Source organism: Undibacterium umbellatum, from assembly GCF_014284125.1.
Lineage (GTDB): Bacteria > Pseudomonadota > Gammaproteobacteria > Burkholderiales > Burkholderiaceae_D > Undibacterium > Undibacterium umbellatum.
In genome coordinates, this window is the sequence record NZ_JACOFX010000012.1 from 93187 (window position 1) to 113701 (window position 20515).

Consider the following 20515-nt stretch of genomic DNA (forward strand, 5'->3'; position numbering starts at 1 on the left):
GCTTCTGATTAATTTGTTTTTTTGATTTTCAACAGCATGGCTATTGCTGATGCAGGGCAGGCACCTTGTAGCTGTCGTGAAGCATGCATTGCTGAAGGTAATTTGCTGGTGTCGATTTTTTCAAACCCCAGTTTTTGAAAATATGCTTCTGCATCTGTCGTCAGCAAATACAAATGTTTTACACCGGCTGCGTTAGCGGTTTTGATCATGTATTGCACCAGCCGTATACCGCAATGCTGGCCCTGTGCTTCAGGTTTGATGGCGAGTGAGCGCAAGAGGGCGGACTTGCCATATATCTCCAGCCCGGCACAGCCCAGTAACTCCTTGCCAGCATGTATCAACTGGAAATTGTTGAGATGTTCTTCTGCGCCATCCAGCGACAGACCCAAGCCTTGTAACAGTCCGGTGATAGCTGGCCAGTCTGTTTCCGTGGCTGGGGTAATCAGCAATTCGCTGGCAAGCAAAGTTAATCTGGACAGTTTTTTTGCTGGCCTGGCTTTTTGCGGCGTGCAAGTGGCAGCTTTGCGGTTTTGCACAGCAGGCAGCAATATCTGCATGGCTGCATGTACCAGGGCTATTTGCTCTGCATTGGCGGCAGATAATAATTGATCAGCGTGGCTATTCAGTTGTGCATCCAGCAGGCTGGCACGCTGGCGACCAGCCGGGGTCAGGCTGAGGTTGACGCTACGGCGATTATCAGGATTCGTAGTTTTCTTGAGGCTGCCTTCGGCAACCAGGGCATCCGTGGCCCGGCTGATCCAGCTTTTATCCAGCCCCAGGCGCGTTACCAGTGTCTGCTGTGTCAGTCCATCTTCGCGCAGTAATTCTGTCATCAAGTGACATTGCACAGTCGATGCAGCGTCACCACAGGAGGCATGGATGCGCTGATCACGTACATAGAGTCGGGCAAATTCCCTGATCAGGGTGCCGGTGCTGGAATTATCGTTCATTATCGAAATTGGTTGCTTTACGCAACAATCATAACTGAAGAAAGTGATTGTTGTCAAAAGCAACCAAACACTGAATGTGTGTGGGATGCATTCTAAGTGCGGAGGAGAATTCAGTTTTCGCTAATTATTAGACTCAGTCCACGGAAATTCTATTTACTGCAAACTTCAAGCAGAGCCAACTATGAACAAGAAAACAAAGAATGATACGAAAAAACTCACTCCATAGTACATCGTCGTAACCATGACTCTGAATATGAGGGGGACATCGCTTCTTGAGAGAATAGGAAATGCGCTCAGAAGTAGCAGGAATACACCCCAATAGAGATACTTTTCATGCCTTAAGCTGGCAAAAATTGCGATTCCCCAAAGCGAAAAACTAAGCGCAAGGACATTGATCAAATATGAAATGACTTTTCTCATGAAGATTTACTTCTTCGAATTATTACCATCTTCATCCGGCCTCTTGCCACTCCCTTCCAGCTTGTAAAACAGCAGGCACATGGCAGGTGCAAAGATCAGCCATAAGAATACCGTCCACATTTGCGACTGTTTCTCGCCAGAGCTTGGCAGGGCGAGGTAGGCTTTGGCCGGGTCGGATAATGATACGTAGACTTTGAGTGTTGCGCCGGGAACCAGTTCTGCCGGTTTTAATCCCGTCATTCGCAAGACATGCTTGGCTTCGCAGCGGGTGCAGATGGGGGAGATGGTATCGGTAGTTCTTTCCACGCCGTTCAGGTTATAGCTGTAGGTCAGTTGTAATAGCTGCTTGCTGAAACTGCCATTGACGACATAACCGGGGTTATTGTCGACGTCGTGCACCATGAGGACAAGATTGCCGTCCACCTGTTCAAATTCGCTGACCGGTATCCGCATGGTATTGAGTTTTTGCAGATTATCTATGCCAAAGTAAATCGAGACCATGGCACAAATGACGACTAGGGTTCTGACTATCATGTAGGGCGGCTTTTTTGCTTGCTTGATGAGTTTGGAGTCGGATAATTTTCAGTATCTCTGACGAAATTCTACTCGTTGCATACCAGCTAGGGACTGGCAAAGTAATAACAAGTGTCAAATGTCTTGCCAATGTTCACTGTAACTCACTTGGCCGGCGGAGTTTGTTGCTTCAGATCCGAGGCGACAAGCTTGACTGGTTTCCACCCTGGATGGGATGCTTCCAGCTTTTTCCAGATTGAGGCATTTTTCCCCAGTTCGCCAAAAGCCAGAGACTTACTTAATTTTTTCTGGGTTATGGCGGCCCAGCTTGCCATATCACTGCACTTGCCTTGGGTGGTCGTGAGATTTAAGGCAAAGCTCAGGCTTTTTTCCTTGCCAGGCATGATCAGCCGGCAGTAGGTATTGTCTTTTCCAATTTCCAGGATATAGGCTTGTTGCTGCTCATCGTAATAGGCCACGTTCTTTTGTGTACTCAGATCATCCCATTCATTCGCAGCCATATTGACGGTTTGCAGCAGTTTTCCATGAAAATCCACGCGTTTGACCGTCAATTTGTTGAGTTTGTTAATTTCCAGACAATCTACAAAATTGCTGTCAGGCGGAGCGTTGATCATGTCTGATGATGGGCAGAGAGGGATGTTTGTTTCCCCATACGTAGTCATCAGCCTGACTTGGGTGTCTGCCGATTTGCTGTCTAGGGCAGCTTGGGCTTTGGCGTACTTGCTACTTTTGGCGATCAAGATATCTTTGTCATCAATCACATTGACCAGATCATAGTCCAGGTCTTGCCAGTCATCGTAGGCGATGAACCAGAATCTCTGCGGCTTGCGTATGGCATAGTGCAAGGGGGGCGTACCTGCTGCCTGTGATCCTGTCGCTGTTTTGCTGACCCTGAGCCAGTCTGTCAGTTGCAAAGCCTGATCTTTGCCCTTGTTGTCGCAGCCAGACAGGCTGCCAACCGCCAGCAATAGCAGAGTCGCTGCCGCCCACAAGCGCATGGGGATGTGATAATGATGAAGGGGGTGATTATATCCTTGCAAGCTTGCTCTCAATGTAGGGGAGGATCAGGCGACATTGTAACGCCTGGCTTGTTCCAGTTCATAGACAGTATCAACTTAAGCCCAGGCTGAGTTGTAAATTTGTGATAGCAGCTAACTCAGCACAGGTATTACCTGCTTCAAACAGCGCACGCTCTGCACCCATCGCCATTGCGATCACGCGCATATCATGCTCGCTGATGGCAAACAGGCCGTAGCGAAATTGATAGCCCCAATTTTTCACGCCAACAGAAAATTCCAGAGTTTGCAGCAAGGGCAAGATGCTGGCGTGCCGGGACGATGTCCAATCTACATCACGCCGGTAAGGATGAAAACCACCACCCATGTCGGCCTGATAGGCGTCCCGCAGCTTGACCCTGCCTATGGCAGTGAATGCCTGTAATTTGATATTGCTGCCAAAGACCTGGCTGGGTGAGTAATATACGACCCGGTCGCCAGGCTTAAGACGGCGCAATGGCGCTGCCTTGCCATGACAAACTTGCATGTAGCCATCTGCCTGACCACGCAACACGTGGTCGGCAGAGGCAACAGCGATCCAGTTACGGTACTGTTGCGTATCCATGATCAGGCTGGCGCGAAAACACGCAGACGGTGGCCGTCAGGGTCCTGGGCTACAAAGGTATAGCCAAAATCCATGCTGCAAGGAGTTTGGGCCATCGTTATGCCACGTGCGGCCCAGCTGTTATAGGTGCTGTCTACGGTGGCATTGTCCCCTACTGCAAAGGCAAGTTCACTGCCGCCTGAAGATGTGGCGGCAGGTTCTACCGTGTGCTTTGACCACAAGCCCAGTTTGTGGCCAGAATCAAGTATGAACAAATAAAAAGTAGGCGATGCTTCTACTGGTGTCAGGCCCAGGATTTTGCTGTAAAACGCTGCGCTGGATTCCGGGCTGTCGACATACAAAAGTACATAGCTTGGGGTCATCATGGTGTTTGCTCCTAAAAAGAGATGGTGTTGTTTGCGTTGATGAAGTTGTTCAAGGCAAAGACATCTTAGGATGCAGTAGTGTCAGTTTCTGTCAGTAGTGATAGCAGGGAGGGAAGCAAGTACAGGCATGGAACAAATGCCTGTACTTCAGTAAGGAGGGAGTTTACTTGGCCGAGCAGATGAAAGGATATTCTCGATTGTCTATCAAGGGCTCGACACCAAAGAAGTCATTCAATACTGATTCAGCCGTGCAATAAGCGCCTTCTACCCAGGCCTGGTCATTCGAATAAGCTTCACCGACGATGAAAATATTTGCGTCTGCCCCTGGTATCAATTGTGAAGGCTTGCGGATTTTTTGCTGAACATCGCCGATGTCATAGTGCGCCGCCCAGGCATGATAACCGGCATTAAAGGGTGGCAGTGACCAGTCTATGTAGGCAGCATCCAGCGGTTCAGGTACAGAGCTGAAATCGGCATTCGGGCCAAAATGGATATTCGCCAGTTGCTTGCGCAACATCTTCAGCATGCGGCCTGGCACTTTACGCGGGCCTTTCAAGGGTTCGGTATTTTCAGACAAGGGTACATGCCTTTGCTGTTCCGGGCCAAGTTCCAGCTCTTGCCAGAAGGTCGTAAAGGCTTCATCGTCATAGGCAGCCAGTAAGCCGTAGACAGGTTCTGTGCTTTTGTCGAGAGCATTGTTACCAAAATAGACGACCATGCGCACAGGATTGTCGGTCACACTGGGGCCTATGGTATTGCGGCTGGAGGTCGCCAGGAGTTGGCTTTCCTGTGGCACGGTCAATCTTTCTTGCAGGCGTTGTTCGGTCGCCGTAAGTAAACTGGCAGCACTGGAATACGGTGTATTCATGATCTCTTGTTGTTCACCAGTTGCGGGCTGGCTGAGTTTGTCCAGGTAGCTGGCCGGGAAACCTTGTTCTGCCAGTTGCGCAATCACGTCCTTGGTGACTTCATAGCTGCTCAGTTGCGGTGCATAAGTTGCTTGCGTCAGCCACCAGGGTTCTTTGAAGAACATACCTATCTTGTAGGATGGTTGCATGATGCTTGATTCCATATACAACTGCACTTTTTGGTGATTCAGTACATCCAGGCCAGGATGGTTTTCATAACGTGTGGCTTGCGCTACCAGTTCCAGCGCATAGCGCGGCATGGCCAACCAGGCTGCATCGGTTTTGCCGCTGCTGGATTTTTTGTTGGGATTGTCACGGTTGGCAATGCCGTAATGGATGGTATTGTCGATTTCCAGTATCGAATGCAGGCGGCGGTTAGGCTGGTAATTGAAATGCACGCCCTTGTCACGGGCCAGTTCAGTGATCGCCGCAAACAAGGCCTTGAACATGCCTGAATAGCCGGTGGTCAGGGTCATGTATTCATTGCCTGGCGTGAATTCATTATTCGCCTGGAAAGCCACGGCAGCATTCCAGTTGATGACGTTCGAGGTATAGCCATTACCATCAGCCGCATAGTTATAGCCTTCAGAACCAAGCTGATCAAACATCAGGTTCCAGTAACCTATATCTTTCAGCTTGTCGCCTTTCTGGAAGATGGAGGAGGAGGGCAGTTCTGCCGTGATTTTGCCATGCTGGTAAAAATGATCCCATTCCCTGCGGGTCTGTGGCCCTTTGGTGGCGGTGACTGCCAGGTTTTCTACTGTCGTAAAGCCCTGGTTGGGTGAAGTGCTGGCCCCGAAATTATTCACGTTGTACGGTGCAGGATGGAATGAAGTGACATCATTCAGGTAAAAATTTTTGCCGCGCAAATAGTAAAGTGGATTACCTGATTCATTGAATGGGACCACGTATTTATCCAGTCCCAATTGATGGATGACTGTGGTCACCAGCCTGTGTCCCGGGACTTTGCCATTGTTGTGGTTTTTTGCCTTGGTATCCCATTCAGAGTAACGCATGCCACCCAGCTCTACATAAGATTTGCCGGGGTCATTCTGGTAATGCCAGGTGCAGACACGGGCACCTGGAGCGCGTGAGCCGTTATCATCTTTACTGAAATCATATTGGCCCCAGTCATACAGTTCCAGGGTATCGCCTTTTTCCAGTAACTTGTTCTTGTCAGTGCTTTTGCCGCTCAGCAGACGCCAGGCAGTATACAGGCCGGCTGCACCGGCACCGAAGATGGAATAGGTTTTGGTTTTCATGATCTTGCTCACTCAAGGTTGGGTTTGAACTGCATGAAGGTGTGGCCATCGCGTTTTAGTTAACTACTTAAGCTGCGTGAAATATTTAATACCCGTTGCGAAGTGCGAAATATCAAATGGGGTATGTCCATCTAAACTAAGGTCTGCCAGGATTTTGCCTAGCAAAGGCACGAACTTGCCTGCCCAACCCGTGGCATAGATGACGATATCCTTGTGCCCGGGGACATAGGCTGGAGCAAAATCGACGATCAATTCTTTATTGGCGATCTTGCTCAGGGCGACCAGGCAAGTCGAGGTGTAATGCGGTACTGGGTCCAGCCCACGCATATGATTTTTGACCCAGGTAGCGGTATAGCCCAGCTCTTCAGGATTTGGGATAAGCGTACGCTGCTCTGGTGAGTCAAGTGGGAGCATGACAAAGTCAGATGCGACCCGGATATAGCCGGGATAATTCCAGCTGACTTCAGGGAAACCATAAAACTGGTTACCGTTATTGCCAACGGGATTCTGGAACACAAACCAGGTTGGATACTGTATGCGTGGATCTGTTTTTTTGTAAAAGGCAGAAGCCATATTCCAGTATGTTGCTGCGACCTGGAAGTTGAGCAATTTAAAGACCGCATCCGCATATGGGCCAGGTACCAGCACCAGTTTTTTTGCAGTGAAATTGCCTATGGGGGTAGTGATTTCAAACTGATGCTGGCGGTACACAATTTTTGTAACGGGTGCTTCTTCCTTCAGCGTGACATAGCTGGATTTACGGTTCCAGTTATACAGAGTTTGCTGGGTTGCTTTCAAGTCTATGCTGGCACCTTGTGGCTGGAACAGGCCCGTATAAGTGGATGGCAAGTCCTTGAAGTGATACTGGCTTTCCAGTTCCGCTGCACTAACCTTGGTATAGGGTACGTCTTGTGCCTGCAATGCCAGTTCAGCTTGCCGTATATTGCCCTCGGTTGAATGTACGTCGGGATCACCAAACCACAGGGTGCCGACTTCATCCATCAGGGGGGCAGGCGTCAGGCATTGCAACTCATCCCAGTAGGGTATTGATTGCTTGACCAGTTTCACCATGTATTCATCGGGATAAGGAATGCGGAACTGGCGCGACACCCCGGCAGAACTGCCTAACTGGTTGATAAAAGTAAATTGCTCCAACACCAGCGTCCTGGCTTTTCTTTTACTCAGGTGATAAGCCGTAGACAGACCCATGGGGCCACCACCTATGACGACGACATCAAAATGATTTTCATTGCCCATGTGATTGCCTCTTTCTGTTGACACTTTGGTGGGAGGAACCGCTTGCCCAGCCTGATGACTACTAAATAGTGACTCAGGTACGGATCAGCGTGGCAACCGAAATATGCGGCCAGTCTATGTCCAGGAAATTCAGAATCACGGTCTGGGTGTACTGCAATTGCATGAATTGCGTGCCGTCAGGGCGTTCCACTGTTTCTATCCAGAAGATCGCATCGAGTTTGGTGGCATTTGCATTCGCAGTAACAAAGGGGATATTGACTATGCCACCTACAGGTAACGATGAGACGGACAAAACCGTGGTATTGACGATCTTTTGCCCCTGTATGGCATCAGTCAGAGCTTCATTCATGTTGTCGACATAACTTTGCTTCATGCCGGGTGGCAGATTGGAATCCATGTAAGTATCAAGATAACCCCATGGTGCATGTGCCATGCCTGGGCCGGTAGGCGTGGAACTGACAGCATCTATCCGGGGGCCACCAGGGACTTCAAAGCTGGTCCCTTGCGCCAGCAAGGAATCGCCATGTGGAATGGTCGATTGTCTGACGATACTTGCAGCCGCCAGTGGATCACTAGTCGCTGGAACATTCAGCCAGATGCCTGGCTCTATGTGCAAGCCTTCCATGGTCGGCGCATCGTTAACTTGTTGCAGGTAAGTCAGGCCGTAGATATTGATATCGTCTTGTACCGAACCGCGATTCGGCACTGCACCACCTATGGCCGTGAATTGTATGCGCTCGGCAGTAGCATTCAACATCAGACGAAAAGTGCCATGGTTTTGCTTGTTGGGTACAGCAATCAAGTTAAAGCCGCGCCCCGACCAGGTCCCCTCCAGTTCTGCAAGATGTCCTAGTGGTGATGAATCCAAGTTGCCTGGGGCCGCAGCGCGCCTGGGTGAGTAGAGCGTCATTTTCAAGTTCCTTCAAAGTTTGTTGTACTACATGGAGTAAATCTGAACTTGTTATTCAAATTCGGAGACAGCTAAACTTGTTCGTGAAAGTGCTATTACCTATTCCCAATAGGTGATGCTTAAAGAGTAAGATAATTATCTAATAGTATAATAAAAAACATAAGTAAATGTGGGAAATTGAAGATTTAACATTACGTTTTGACAAGCTGCACAATTTCACGCGCAGACATTGCGCGAGTGAAATTAAAATGGGCGATGGGAAAGGATCGCGACCCCAGATTGGGGTGCATAAGACTTGCGGAAGCGAGTAACTGGAAGCCTGAGCAGCTTCCAGGCAAGTTTAGCTGGTGCTTGGTATTCTTTGGCCTGCATTGTAGTACAGCGCCGGGATTTTCTTCTTGCTGAGTATCATCATCGCTAGGCTGGCCACTGCCAGCAGGGACCAGTTGAGCCCTGGCATTTTCATGCTCTGCGCCAGATCAAACAAGACACCACCTGCCAGGCTGCCTATCATGGTGCCAGCGCTTTGATAAAACATTTGTTGCGACATCAGCCTGCCCGTATCTGCCGCAGACTTGTTGGCAAAGCGGGCCACCAGGACATCCAGTGAGGGGCCATAAAACACCTGGCCGAAAGACAGCAAGATGGCAGAAATGATGACAGCAGCGGCACTGTGGGTAAACACCACCATGATGGCAAAACTGACAAACAGGCAGGCATAGCCTATCTTTAAAAAACGGAAGTGATCAAGAGTACGTACAGCACGTTTGGAAATTGGTATCTGGAAAAAGATAATGACCAAGGCGGCCAGCCAGAATGGTGTCGAGACAGGTATTTCAGGCGTGAACTTGGGAATATGTAAGCTGAAACCTATCATCGGTTGCACAGCAAAACACCAGAACACTGAATTCGACAGATAAAACATCAGCGGCAATTCCACCGGTTTATCGTCATCGGCATTGTTTGCCAGGGCAGTTAGCACCGTTTGATCTGAGAATGCTTTTTGCTCCTCAGCCAAACCTTTTTCTTCATGCTCACTGATGGCACGCATGGCAATCAGCATGAATAAACCATATACAATAAAGGTAATGAAGACGATCAAAAACACCAGCTTTAACTGATCGTGAGGGACAAAGCTGGCCGTCAGATAGCCACCCACCAGGCCCATGCGAATCGCAAACGCCAGTTTGCTGAACAGGGATGCCTGATCCAGCCCCTTCAGTTTCAATAAATAATTTTTTAAGCCAGGGAAAGATAAACCGCTGCCCAGCCCTGCCAATAAGGCAAACAAGGCCAGCGCCCAGGCCTGTTGCAGATAGGCCATGAAGTATAGGGCGATACCTTCCAGCAGGATATTGCCGGTAATCGCCAGAGGATGATTGGCCAGGCGAGAAAACCTGACTCCCATGTAGGAGCCAAGTACGCGCCCCAAGTTCAAGCCAAACAAGATCGACGCAGCCCAAAATCCTGAGAAAGACTTGCCTGTTTCAGCGACAATAATCGGTGTATAGAGCGCGACACCACCTGATGCAATTGCGACGCCTATGTAAATCAGATAGGAATTGAATACAGGATTGAATTTCTTGGTTTGCATAGATCAGGGTGTTAGCGCAAGGCAGGCGCCAGGCAAATAAAAGCAGAAAACGGCAATCGAGCCGGACGAGGTCTTTACGTTGTGATGCCAATCAACATAAAAAGTTCATCGATATGCGTGCAGCGAATATGCTCTAAATTGTACGCCTAATTTACAAACCCTGTTGCCAGGTCGCAATATGGCAATATGCCTTAGATTTTCCCCATATAAAGCCAGGCCCAGGCAGCCAGTAAACAAACGCTGAGCAAAAACAAACCAGTTGCCCCATTTGGGCGCAAGATGCCCATATAACCTATGGCGACAGTTGTAACACCTTTCTTAACCCGTTTCATGCTACGCCAGCGCTGTAAAAATTTAAGCATCGACAAGACAAAGGTAAACGTGGCACACGACAGCAAAGAAACCCTGAAGACATTGAGCAAATTGATTTCGCCAAGGGATATTTTCTTATAGGCCAGGCCTATAAGAGCCATGACCATTGCTGCTGCGATGGAGATGGCGACATTGGCATACATGGATTTGCGGCTGGTAACAGCGGCATCTTCCAGTTCGCACTTCAACAGATCCACTTTTTCATTGATGAGTGTGGATGTCTCATGTTTGATGGCAAGAATGCGCTGATCTATGGCCGCGCCTATCTGGCTGGTTGAATAGTCGATCAAGTCCTTGATGTCATCCTTGGTCATGCTGCGCTGGCTATGGATTTCATCTGACAGCAGGGCAATATTCCTGTCCATCTGCGCACCAGCCTGACGTATTACTTCCGACAACTCATTGCTGACCTGATGGATGGAGCGGTCAACCAGAGGGCCTACCCGTTCATCGATGACACGGTTCAGGCTTTCTTCAAAATTGACTGATGCCTGTTTCAGATTGAGTGGGTCAAACGCCATCTTTTCTCCGTGACATACCAAGTTACCCTTCTATCTTATGCCAGATTGTCTTATTTCAAGTCTGTAATCCATACTTCAGTATGGGCGACAAATTCATGCGGCTACAGTATGGTGTAGGTCATAGTGTCCGGAGCTACGTACAGGAAAGTGAAGCATGAGAAATTTGGTGGTTTTATTGTTGATCGTTGGTGCTGTCTGGTACTGGAAAAAAGGGCTTGCAAAGAATGATATCTCTTTTGATAAATCAGGTAACCCTACTGTAGTCTTGTTCACTGCACCGCAATGTGGAGAGCATTGCCAGATCAGCGTGCGCTTCCTGCGTGACCGAGGCGTGCCGTTTGAAGAAAAACAAGTTGTCCTTGATGATGAAAATGATAGTAATACCCGGCTCTGGAAAAAATATAGCAGCGGTCAATTACCTGTCACCCTGATAGGCAATGACAAAATCATGGGAAATTCCAAGTGGGATATGATTGCCGCCTTAGGCCAGAATTTTGAAGATCAATATCTGACCCGGCCAGAGCGCGCATATTTTAAAAGGCACTTCCAGGCTGATGGAAAACCCAAGGTCGCCTTGTATGGCACAGACTGGTGTCCATCTTGTGCGCAATTACGTGCCGACTTTAAAGACAGCAAGATAGATTTCGTTGATATTGATGTAGAAAAAAGTGGCGAATTCAATCAAATAACCACGGTCATGGAGATACCCGGATATCCAGCCACCTGGTACGGTTACACAAGAGTCCACGGAACATCCATAGGCGATGTCAAGAATGTCATGGCGCGTTAATATCCTGGTGATTTAGGGAGTCCTGCCTCAAGAGTGCATCATTGCTATGTTACAGGCCAATCGATCATAACGAAGTAATCCTTGAGCAGTGCGGGTTTGCTGAACAAGATATCAACAAAAGAAATAAAGGCGCAAGCATGCATAAAACAGCAACTTGTTTCTAGCCTGGCTTTGCAACGCTCATTCAGAATAAAGTTCGCTTGTTTGACATCATTTTTTTGCGAGCATGAGCAAATGTCTATCCAGACTATCCCCGCAGGTCTCTCAAGCAGAACTTGCATATTTTTAATTTCCTTTTGCTATAAATTCTATACGCTGCAACTTGCTTGTTGATTAACAAAGCCGGTGGTTTTTAAATGCGCCCCTGCTTTTACGGGCGTCAGGCCGATTTCCTGATGCAGCTCAGATTCATAAACAAAGGATTAAATTTACTATGTTGATCAAAAAAATTTCCATCATTGTGTGTGCCACAGCTGGCATGCTTGTCAGTTCTTTTGCCTCGGCCCAAACTTACCTCGGTGGCTCCGTCGGGCAGAACGATACCAACAATAACTGTAATTACAGCACTACTTGCGATTCCAAAGCCACCAGTTTCAAGGTGTTTGGTGGATATGACATCAACAAGAATTTTGCCGTGGAAAGTAGCTATTTTTCTTCAGGTAAGACCTTGGTAAACGCCGGCCTGTTGGGTGGAATGGAGATCAAGAAAACGGGATTGAGTTTGGCAGGCCTGTACAAATATGAGTTCAATGAAGCCCTGGCAGGTTTTGCCAAATTGGGTGTAGCACGTGTAAAGACAGAGACTTCTTACCAGACTTCTGGCTTGTCACCTTATTCAGCATCTTATACTGAAAACCAGGCTTTGCTTGGTCTGGGCCTTACTTACAAGATCAGCACAAATCTGTCGTTGCGTGGTGAATATGAGAAATACAATCCCAAGACTTTTTCCAGCAGGGGAACTGCAATGAGTAATCTTTCCGTCGGTATGCAATACAATTTTTAAATGAATGTCTGGCGCTGTGAAAAAATTTCGATTTCATCAGCGCCATTTGAAAAAAGTTTAAAACAGATGCCGAAGCCTGGTCAATCCGGGCGACGAAAATCATCCGCTATCCAGGCTCTCGCATTTTGCTGATTCAATTTGTAGTTGGGTGCAACCCTGACCCTGGCCAGTTCAGTATTGCCGGCATCCTGTGCACTCAGCCAGGCATAAGGATCGTCTTCATCAGGAACGATATCCAGCAGAATCTTATAATCAGCATCTTCAGTAGCCACCATCAGGCTCTTATGCAAGGTCGCATGTAATTGCTGTTCATGACGACGTATGACTTCCGATGCGGTTTTCACCAGCGTACCAAAGGCATTGGCATCCAGCGGCTTGGGATTCTTTTTATCGCGCCCCATTGTCCAGGGGCCAACCAGGGCTGGCTCTGGTTCACCATCCTTGATCATTGCTACAGCCCAGCCTTCATCATCATCGTTCTTGATCACTTGAGCAGTCCAGCCTTTGTCGCGCCACCGCCGTGGTTCGCGGATTTTTTGATCCTCCTCTTGAGGAGCGTGATCTTCGGAGTTGTAGTCGTTATCGTTGGTCAAAGCAATTCTCGATTTGTTTCTTCAGGCTGCATCCTACACTCAAGCGGCCAGTTTGTCTGAATCAGTCACTGTTTTGGTTGGCAGGGCAGGCAAGCCATGTCTGGCACGGGCTTTCTGGCATTTGTCATCACCAGCCAGCACTTCCCGGCAGGGGGATGGTCTTTGCTCATACATGCTGCATTTCACGGCTTTTCCAACTTCACCCACCAAGGCCTGACAGTGAGGGCTGGAATGGTTGGTGCCACGCAAACAGGAGTACACCGGTGTCAACGCCTCTACCATGGAATCAGCAATCCCATTGGCATCTGCCTCAGCCCAATAGAATGAAACCCGGTAACTGGCGCAGCATGCTCCGCAATTCAGGCAGGGTTCAAGAGTAGCGATTTTAATTCTTTCCGTTAATTAAAACCTGAAAACCAGGTCTCATGCACAAACATATTTGCGCGATTCAAAGCACTTTGTTCCGCAAAAATCCACATTCATTCCCTTATTTTGCGCTTCTGTCTCAATCTGCCTGCTTGCAATTTCTGATTTACCTATAGTGCGTCATGTGTATGCAAGCTGCAAGCATGAAATGACGAACGGCTTGTTCTTTGCGCAGTTTCGTCAATCCGCAGATCCCTGTAGCAGCGGGTCTGGTTTTCTTAACCTTGAATCAGAAAGCAAATCGAAAATGAAAACAACTTTCCGCCTCCTCCCTGCAAAATTGCTGATGGCAACACTGGCGCTTGGCGCGTTTCAGGCACATGCCGCAACTTCCATGACAGATACCGAGATACTCAGTGTACTCAAGCAGCGCATTGATACAGAAAAGAAAGGCGTCGGCATTGTAGTGGGCATTGTTGATGACAAGGGTAGCAGGGTGATCAGCTATGGCTATGCCAATCTGGCAGATCGTCGCCCTGTCGATGCGGACACTCTGTTTGAACTTGGTTCCATCACCAGCGTATTTACTGGCGTGACCATGATGGACATGGCCGAGAAAAACGAAATCAGATTGAAAGACCCGCTGGCAAAATACCTTCCCGATACTGTCAACGTGCCAGATTCAGACGACAGAAAAATTACCCTTGCCGATTTGTCTGCCCACCGTTCTGGCCTGCCAGCCTTGCCCGTCAACCTCAAGCAGACTGGAAGTGACAATCCCTATGCCGGTTTTACGACCAGCAAGGCCTATGAATTCTTGTCCGGCTACCAATTGAAATACGATGTCGGCAGCCGCTATGAATATTCCAATTTTGGCAATGGCCTGCTGGGACAGGCACTCAGCCAGCGCGCTGGCACCGACTATGACACACTGGTGAAAAACCGAATTGCCACACCTCTGGGCATGACCGCAACGGGCGTCACACTCAATGCTGACCTGCAAAAACGCATGGCAACAGGCTACAGTAGCAAGGCACAATTTGCTGCCGCACCAAGCTGGAACTTTAACTCATTCGAAGGTGCAGGCGGCCTGCGTTCATCGGCTAACGACATGCTTAAATTCGTTGCCGCAAACATGGGGCAGACCAACACTCCATTAAAAGACACCATGCGCAAATTGCAGGAGCCATTCGAACCCGGCAACCGCCTCTTGCTGGTCTGGGGCGGCTACAACAACAAATTCGGCAGTTCCATCCTGGCGCAAGAAGGCAAGACTGGTGGCTACAGCAGCTATGTGGCTTTCGATAAAAAAGCTGGCAAAGGCGTGGTGATACTGTCAAATGCAGATATCAGCGTTAGCGATATCGGAAACAAGATCATCAATAGCGAATTCCCTCTGGTGCAGTAAATTCAAAGAAGCAGGCAAGCACGCAGTATCAATGATGATAATGCGTTCGCTTGCTTTTTGGTCTGTCGCTACTGATTGCAGGTAGGCTTTGATATCACTGATATGTCAACGTTGTTGGCAGGTGTAGCCTTAAGCCAGATTTCCAGATTTCCAGATTTCTATGGCTTCGCATCAGGCACATCTGTACATTCAGTCCGAGTCGCCTGCACATGTTTATCCCACATGCCTAGCAATGCCTGTTCAAAATGTTGTGTAAATTGTTTTGCATCATATAGTGAGCTATTCAGCGAGCGCTGGCGTAGTGTGGCACGCAGTTGCGCCAGTTTTTCAAGGTCAGCGGCATGGCTCAGGGCGCGCCTGACATAGTCATCTTCAGAGTTGGCAATCCAGTCTTCCAGGCCAGCATAAGTAAGTAAACTGGCACCCTGGAGTGAAGACATGGTATTGCCAGCAAGGCTGATTGTAGGTACACCCATCCAAAAAGCTTCGCATGTGGTAGTGCCACCGCCATAGGGAGAGGTGTCGAGAATGATATCGACTTCAGCATGTGCTGCCAGATAGGCTTCTCTTGAGCCAGGACCAAGTATGCTGATACGTTCTGCCGCTATGCCATGTTGGACAAATCTATCCAGCATTTTTTTGCGCTCTGGCTCTGTCGCCAATTGCCAGCATTGAAAGCGTAACTTGGCATTGGGCATGCGATCAAAGATCTTTGTCCATAACTGCAGGGTGAAATCATTCAATTTCCTGATGTTTTGAAAGCAGCCAAACGTGATATAGCCATTTTTCAATGCAGGTAAAGGAGGAACGGAAGCCAGCAGTTCACTGTACGCAGGTGGTGTGAGACATAGTCTGGTCGATGGCAAATACCAAATTTGCTCGGTAAAATATTCACTGTGGGTCTCAGGAACTGAAATCCTGTCTGCCAGGAGATAGTCCATGCCAGGTACGCCTGTTGTCGCAAAATAACCCAGCCAGCTTACTTGCAATGGGGCAGGCTTGAATGCGAACACTGGCAGGCGGTTGTGTGCAGTGTGACCAGCAAGATCAATGAGTATATCGATGCCATCCTCATGAATCATGCGTGCAGCGCTGGCGTCATCTATATTTTCAATCACTTTCCATCCGCTGAAAAACGGTTTAATGCGTGCGGTCAGCGCGTCATCACGCACTTTACTGGAATACGCATACAGTTCTATCTGTCGCAGGTTGATGTTGCTGATGACGTTTTCCAGGAAAAAACCAACAGGGTGCAAACCAAAATCGCCTGAGACAAAACCTACTCTCAAACGTCTTTGCTCCTGTGATACGGGAAGACATTTCCACTTATTATAGGCTCGTGCGTGGGTAAGCAACCTGGCTGCATATCTGTTGACTTCACTCTGGTAATACTCGGGTGTTACAAGGTCGCCAAAGCATAAGTTGAAAAGCATGCTGCTGTAAGCGTCAAAGTAGTCAGGGTCGATCGTCGTGGCTGCCTTGTAGTAATCTATGGTTTCATTTTGCCTGCCAGTATCCCTGAGAAGATTGCCCAAGCTAACCAGGGCCCAGGTCTTGGTCGTGAATTCTAGAGCACAAGCTGCACGAAAACTTGCCTCAGCTTCGTCCAGTTTTCCAATGTCAGAGTAAGCTTTGCCCAAATTGTAATGAGCGATTCCTGCATCTGGTTTGAGTGCCACTGCCTTCAAATAGGCTGAGATCGCCTCTTCTTTTCTTGATTGGGTGTTGAATACCGTTCCCAGGTTGTAATAAGCTTCATACCGGTCTGGAGCAACCTCCAGCAATCTCCTGTAGCTGGCTTCTGCCTCTGCAAGTTTACCTTGCCCTTGCAAGATCCAGGATATATGCCAAATGGTATCTGCATGATCGGGTTGCATTGCCAGGGCCCTGTTATACAACTGCAGTGCTGCATCATGTTGTTTGCGGTCAGTTTCCAGATTGGCCATCAGTAGCAACAATCCCATTTCTTGTGGAAACTTTTCGACAGCAATGGAAGCAAGCGAATGCGCAGCAACTTTATCGTCTGTAGTGACGTAAGTTTCGATCAGGTCGTAATAGGCATCCAACATGTTGCCATCGAATGCGAGTGCCTTGCGAAATTCAGAGATAGCGGATGAATAGTCAGCCTGCTCCTTGGCAAGCACTCCTTTGTTGTAATAAATGTAAGCGTCACCTGGATTCAGGGTCTGCGCCTGTTTCAGTGCCTCTGCTGCTTCAGCAAATTTCTTTTGCATACGCAAAGCTACACTCAGGTTGATATAGGCATCTGCAAATGTGGGATGGCTGTTGATCGCCTCCCGATAGCATTGTTCCGCCTGCGCAATATCTCCTGATCTCAGAATGCTGTCAGCCTGCTCTTTGAGGTTTGTTGCCTTGAGTAGCGACTCTTCCGCAACGTTCACTTGTGTCTGCTGAGTTGCCTGAAGTGTTTTCTGGTCTGCAGGAACCGCTACTTCCTTGCTACGAAACAAGCTGAGAATTTTTTCAAACATTTTTTGATCTTGAAAATGGGTATTGTATCTGGGTAATTATCGCAAAATCCCACTGTGTTTGGTGAGTGAAAGGCAGGTTTTTGTACGCACCTTGCATTCAAGATTCAATAAAACGAAATCATGAAGATAGGTAAGAGCGCTAGTATTTTTAGAATAAACTTGGCTACTACGGTTGTTTTTTTGAACATCGTTCTGATCGCAACTCAGACGGCTGGAGAAAGCGTCAAAGAGTGCGGCACTAATCTGGATATTGCGTTTGATCCCCTTGAAACTCTTGTCTCAACTTCTATCGACAAATGCTTGTTGACAGATGCCAGAAGTAGTAACGCAGTCAGTAATGACACACACTTTCAAGAGTAAATTATTCTGCTGATTCTATTTCGGGAGAAAACGCATTGAAATCCAGCGCTCTGCATATTTTGAATGTTCTGTTGCAGGATTAAATTTACAACTTTCAAATATGCGAAGGCTTTCTACATTATGGTTGTCGTCGGTGCTTTCCCATTCAATGCTGATCTCTTTAGGGCTACCATTTTCTGAAATAGTTCCACTAACGACAATACCGCGTCCCAGTTCTGCAAAATCGGGAATTCTTAGCAAGCTTGATGCCGAGCAGCTATGACGTAGAAGTTCTGGTTGTGTTCCATTTTTGGGTTCAATATTCCAGGTATGCTGCATTTTGATTGCCCTGGATTGCCCATCAGGATCTGGAGGCAATTGGCATGATCGTAGAGATTTAATAAAGGCATTATCTAAAACTCTGTATCCACTACTCTTTATCAGAACAATATTATTTATCTTTCCAGCATCAGTGGTTGTTGCATCAATCTGTGCTGTACCTTCTAGCTCACGACGTAACGCACTTCTGGGATATTCTGGCCTGGGGCAGGATTTGAAGGCATTAACAAAGCCATGGTGTCTATTGAAATTAAAGGTCTTTGTATACCATGTTGGTATCACACTTTCTTCGCCAGGTTGTGGAGAAAATTTGCACTCTATCATGGTTTTTCTGACGGCATTATCGAGACTCTTGAATCCGCTGGATTTGTCGACAATCACATCTCTGACTAAACCGTCTTTTCTTACAACATATTTGACTACCACACTCCCGAGCTGACCGTTTTGTGAAGGAACTGGTCCATTTATAGTATCGCAGTCATTCAGGCTGGGACCTGGACTTTTGTCTTTGACAGGAGATTTAGAATTTTCGAAAGGATAGTATGTTTGCCCCAATGAATATGAGGCAGTGCTAATGAATTGTAAAAATAAAAAAGCTGACCGGAATTTAGAGAAATTGATTTTCATTGGGTTAATGTTGAGACGGGAAATGAAGTTGAACGTAACGCGTTTGCGTTACGTTCACTTTTTCGCTTGCTTATTTGACCCAACTATCCTTCAATGTCGTTACCCGGTTAAACACCGGCTTGCCAACAACTGAATCCACACGGTCAGCCACAAAATAGCCATGGCGTTCAAACTGCAAACGGGTATCCGGAGTGATCGTTGCGAGGCCAGGTTCTACGTAGGCGCGTACTACTTCCAGTGCATTTGGGTTCAGCAAGGCCATGAAGTCTTTGCCGCCGGCATCGGGATTTGCGTCAGTGAATAAACGGTCGTAAAGGCGGACTTCGGCTTCCAGTGCGTCGGCGGCATTAACCCAGTGCAGGTTGCCTTTGACTTTGTAGTTGGCGCTGCCTTCGGTACCGGATTTGCTGTCGGCGAAGTAGTTGCAATGGACGGCGATGACCTTGCCGTTCTCATCCTTGTCGCAGCCTGTGCATTCAACCACGTAGCCATAACGCAGACGCACTTTGTTACCGGGGAACAGGCGGAAGTAGCCTTTGGCGGGTTCCTCCATGAAGTCTTCCTGTTCTATCCACAGTTCTTTGCCTATGGTGAATTCACGGTTGCCCAGCTCTGGGTGGTGCGGATGGATAGGTGCGGTGCAGGCGATGTTTTCGCCTTCGGGGAAGTTGTCGATGATGAGTTTCAGCGGACGCAGTACGGCAGTGGCGCGCGGTGCTTTGGGGTCGAGGTCTTCGCGCAGGCAGCCTTCCAGCGTGCTGTAATCGATCCAGCCATCGGAGCGGGTCACGCCTATGCGTTCGCAGAACAGTTGCAATGATTCTGGCGTGTAACCACGGCGGCGTATGCCGACGATGGTGGGCATGCGCGGGTCGTCCCAGCCGTTGACGATGTTTTGTTCTACCAGTTGACGCAGCTTGCGTTTGCTGGTGACGACATAGGTCAGGTTCAGACGGGCAAATTCATATTGTTGCGGAACTGGTTTTTTGAAGAACCCACCTTCGGCGGCGCGCTCTATGATCCAGTCATAGAAAGGGCGGTGATCCTGGAATTCCAGTGTGCAGATTGAATGGGTAATGTTTTCTATTGCATCAGACAAGGGATGCGTGTAGTCATACATAGGGTAGATGCACCATTTATCGCCAGTGCGGTGGTGGTGGGCATGGCGTATGCGGTAGATGGCAGGGTCACGCATATTCATGTTGGGTGATGCCATGTCTATCTTGGCACGCAGGATGTGTTCACCATCCTTGAATTCACCAGTCTTCATGCGGCGCAGCAAGTCCAGTGACTCTGCGGGTGCGCGGTCGCGGAACGGGGAGTTCACACCGGGCTTGGAAAAATCACCACGGTTGGCGGCCATGTCGGCAGCGCTTTGGCTATCGACATAGGCATGGCCTGCACCGATCAGGTACTCGGCGATTTCATACAGGCGCTCAAAATAGTCACTGGCGTAGTGTAGATGTTCTTCACCCTTGTTGTTCCAGTCAAAGCCCAGCCATTTGACGCTGTCCATGATGGTATCGACATATTCCTGATCTTCTTTCTCAGGATTGGTGTCATCAAAGCGCAGGTGGCAACGGCCCGCGTAATCGCGTGCCAGACCAAAGTTCAGACAGATGGACTTGGCATGTCCTATGTGCAGATACCCGTTTGGTTCTGGCGGGAAGCGGGTGATAACCGTGGGCAGGCCATCGCGGGCGTATTTGCCCGCAGCCTGGTCGTTGTCGATGATGGCGCGCAGGAAGTTGGATACCGGTGCAGGTGTTGTATTATCGTTATTTTTTATATCTTTGCTCATAGCTAATCACTGTTGTGAACCTTGTAAGGCACATTATAAATAGG

19 protein-coding genes are annotated in these 20515 nt (G+C 48.4%); 4 read left to right on the forward strand and 15 right to left on the reverse strand.

The window, feature by feature from the left end; genetic code table 11:
- Window positions 1–8: 8 nt before the first annotated feature.
- The 10 genes from arsN2 to H8L47_RS19915 form a co-directional block, all read right to left on the reverse strand.
- Window positions 9–950, reverse strand: a complete 942-nt coding sequence (arsN2, locus tag H8L47_RS19870; protein WP_186955343.1) for an arsenic resistance N-acetyltransferase ArsN2 — start codon at window positions 948–950, stop codon at window positions 9–11.
- A gap of 426 nt (window positions 951–1376) precedes the next feature.
- Complete coding sequence (locus tag H8L47_RS19875) at window positions 1377–1904, reverse strand: hypothetical protein (RefSeq protein ID WP_186955344.1); 528 nt, start codon at window positions 1902–1904, stop codon at window positions 1377–1379.
- Window positions 1905–2047: 143 nt separating this feature from the next.
- Window positions 2048–2944: a hypothetical protein gene (locus tag H8L47_RS19880; protein WP_186955345.1), complete on the reverse strand. Its 897-nt coding sequence runs from the start codon at window positions 2942–2944 to the stop codon at window positions 2048–2050.
- 70 nt (window positions 2945–3014) lie between these two features.
- Window positions 3015–3524 (reverse strand): EVE domain-containing protein, encoded by a 510-nt coding sequence (locus H8L47_RS19885; RefSeq protein ID WP_186955346.1) that lies wholly within the window; start codon window positions 3522–3524, stop codon window positions 3015–3017.
- A gap of 2 nt (window positions 3525–3526) precedes the next feature.
- Window positions 3527–3889 carry a VOC family protein gene (locus tag H8L47_RS19890; RefSeq protein WP_186955347.1) on the reverse strand — a complete coding sequence of 121 codons (363 nt, stop codon included), beginning with the start codon at window positions 3887–3889 and terminating at the stop codon, window positions 3527–3529.
- 163 nt (window positions 3890–4052) lie between these two features.
- A complete protein-coding gene (locus H8L47_RS19895; RefSeq protein ID WP_186955348.1) occupies window positions 4053–6059 on the reverse strand; it encodes a flavin monoamine oxidase family protein in 2007 nt (668 codons plus the stop codon).
- Window positions 6060–6122: 63 nt separating this feature from the next.
- Complete coding sequence (locus H8L47_RS19900) at window positions 6123–7316, reverse strand: FAD-dependent oxidoreductase (protein ID WP_186955349.1); 1194 nt, start codon at window positions 7314–7316, stop codon at window positions 6123–6125.
- 73 nt (window positions 7317–7389) lie between these two features.
- A complete protein-coding gene (locus tag H8L47_RS19905; protein WP_186955350.1) occupies window positions 7390–8226 on the reverse strand; it encodes a heme-binding protein in 837 nt (278 codons plus the stop codon).
- 340 nt (window positions 8227–8566) lie between these two features.
- Window positions 8567–9820, reverse strand: a complete 1254-nt coding sequence (locus H8L47_RS19910) for an MFS transporter (protein ID WP_186955351.1) — start codon at window positions 9818–9820, stop codon at window positions 8567–8569.
- Between the two features lie 191 nt (window positions 9821–10011).
- Window positions 10012–10713: a hypothetical protein gene (locus H8L47_RS19915; RefSeq protein ID WP_186955352.1), complete on the reverse strand. Its 702-nt coding sequence runs from the start codon at window positions 10711–10713 to the stop codon at window positions 10012–10014.
- A 154-nt stretch (window positions 10714–10867) separates the two neighbouring features.
- Here H8L47_RS19915 and H8L47_RS19920 point away from each other — a divergent pair, with 154 nt between their 5' ends.
- Both H8L47_RS19920 and H8L47_RS19925 read left to right on the forward strand, forming a co-directional pair.
- The gene (locus H8L47_RS19920) at window positions 10868–11503 is read left to right on the forward strand and encodes a glutaredoxin family protein (RefSeq protein WP_186955353.1); all 636 of its coding nucleotides are present in this window, start codon (window positions 10868–10870) and stop codon (window positions 11501–11503) included.
- Window positions 11504–11936: 433 nt separating this feature from the next.
- Window positions 11937–12506, forward strand: a complete 570-nt coding sequence (locus H8L47_RS19925; protein ID WP_186955354.1) for an outer membrane beta-barrel protein — start codon at window positions 11937–11939, stop codon at window positions 12504–12506.
- Window positions 12507–12586: 80 nt separating this feature from the next.
- On the opposite strand, the gene H8L47_RS19930 is transcribed toward H8L47_RS19925, so the two are convergent.
- Complete coding sequence (locus H8L47_RS19930) at window positions 12587–13099, reverse strand: hypothetical protein (RefSeq protein ID WP_222616615.1); 513 nt, start codon at window positions 13097–13099, stop codon at window positions 12587–12589.
- A 39-nt stretch (window positions 13100–13138) separates the two neighbouring features.
- Window positions 13139–13489, reverse strand: coding sequence for a YkgJ family cysteine cluster protein (locus H8L47_RS19935; protein ID WP_329605475.1), 351 nt, complete (start codon window positions 13487–13489; stop codon window positions 13139–13141).
- 283 nt (window positions 13490–13772) lie between these two features.
- On the opposite strand from H8L47_RS19935, the gene H8L47_RS19940 reads away from it, so the two are divergent.
- Window positions 13773–14873 (forward strand): serine hydrolase domain-containing protein, encoded by a 1101-nt coding sequence (locus H8L47_RS19940; protein ID WP_186955355.1) that lies wholly within the window; start codon window positions 13773–13775, stop codon window positions 14871–14873.
- Window positions 14874–15031: 158 nt separating this feature from the next.
- Here H8L47_RS19940 and H8L47_RS19945 read toward each other — a convergent pair whose 3' ends face one another.
- Window positions 15032–17365 carry an O-linked N-acetylglucosamine transferase family protein gene (locus H8L47_RS19945; protein ID WP_186955356.1) on the reverse strand — a complete coding sequence of 778 codons (2334 nt, stop codon included), beginning with the start codon at window positions 17363–17365 and terminating at the stop codon, window positions 15032–15034.
- A 120-nt stretch (window positions 17366–17485) separates the two neighbouring features.
- Here H8L47_RS19945 and H8L47_RS19950 point away from each other — a divergent pair, with 120 nt between their 5' ends.
- Entirely contained in the window at window positions 17486–17725 is a 240-nt protein-coding gene (locus H8L47_RS19950) for a hypothetical protein (RefSeq protein WP_186955357.1), read from the forward strand.
- A 15-nt stretch (window positions 17726–17740) separates the two neighbouring features.
- Here the strand turns inward: H8L47_RS19950 and H8L47_RS19955 are convergent, their stop codons facing one another.
- Entirely contained in the window at window positions 17741–18670 is a 930-nt protein-coding gene (locus H8L47_RS19955) for a TonB family protein (RefSeq protein WP_186955358.1), read from the reverse strand.
- Between the two features lie 70 nt (window positions 18671–18740).
- On the reverse strand, window positions 18741–20471 hold the full coding sequence (locus H8L47_RS19960) for a glutamine--tRNA ligase/YqeY domain fusion protein (protein WP_186955359.1): 1731 nt from the start codon (window positions 20469–20471) through the stop codon (window positions 18741–18743).
- Window positions 20472–20515: the final 44 nt, after the last annotated feature.

Coding starts and splice junctions, on each gene's coding strand:
- arsN2 (WP_186955343.1), bottom strand. CDS start 950: ATGAACGATAATTCCAGCACCGGCACCCTGATCAGGGAATTTGCCCGA.
- H8L47_RS19875 (WP_186955344.1), bottom strand. CDS start 1,904: ATGATAGTCAGAACCCTAGTCGTCATTTGTGCCATGGTCTCGATTTAC.
- H8L47_RS19885 (WP_186955346.1), bottom strand. CDS start 3,524: ATGGATACGCAACAGTACCGTAACTGGATCGCTGTTGCCTCTGCCGAC.
- H8L47_RS19890 (WP_186955347.1), bottom strand. CDS start 3,889: ATGATGACCCCAAGCTATGTACTTTTGTATGTCGACAGCCCGGAATCC.
- H8L47_RS19895 (WP_186955348.1), bottom strand. CDS start 6,059: ATGAAAACCAAAACCTATTCCATCTTCGGTGCCGGTGCAGCCGGCCTG.
- H8L47_RS19900 (WP_186955349.1), bottom strand. CDS start 7,316: ATGGGCAATGAAAATCATTTTGATGTCGTCGTCATAGGTGGTGGCCCC.
- H8L47_RS19905 (WP_186955350.1), bottom strand. CDS start 8,226: ATGACGCTCTACTCACCCAGGCGCGCTGCGGCCCCAGGCAACTTGGAT.
- H8L47_RS19910 (WP_186955351.1), bottom strand. CDS start 9,820: ATGCAAACCAAGAAATTCAATCCTGTATTCAATTCCTATCTGATTTAC.
- H8L47_RS19915 (WP_186955352.1), bottom strand. CDS start 10,713: ATGGCGTTTGACCCACTCAATCTGAAACAGGCATCAGTCAATTTTGAA.
- H8L47_RS19920 (WP_186955353.1), top strand. CDS start 10,868: ATGAGAAATTTGGTGGTTTTATTGTTGATCGTTGGTGCTGTCTGGTAC.
- H8L47_RS19925 (WP_186955354.1), top strand. CDS start 11,937: ATGTTGATCAAAAAAATTTCCATCATTGTGTGTGCCACAGCTGGCATG.
- H8L47_RS19940 (WP_186955355.1), top strand. CDS start 13,773: ATGAAAACAACTTTCCGCCTCCTCCCTGCAAAATTGCTGATGGCAACA.
- H8L47_RS19945 (WP_186955356.1), bottom strand. CDS start 17,365: ATGTTTGAAAAAATTCTCAGCTTGTTTCGTAGCAAGGAAGTAGCGGTT.
- H8L47_RS19950 (WP_186955357.1), top strand. CDS start 17,486: ATGAAGATAGGTAAGAGCGCTAGTATTTTTAGAATAAACTTGGCTACT.
- H8L47_RS19955 (WP_186955358.1), bottom strand. CDS start 18,670: ATGAAAATCAATTTCTCTAAATTCCGGTCAGCTTTTTTATTTTTACAA.
- H8L47_RS19960 (WP_186955359.1), bottom strand. CDS start 20,471: ATGAGCAAAGATATAAAAAATAACGATAATACAACACCTGCACCGGTA.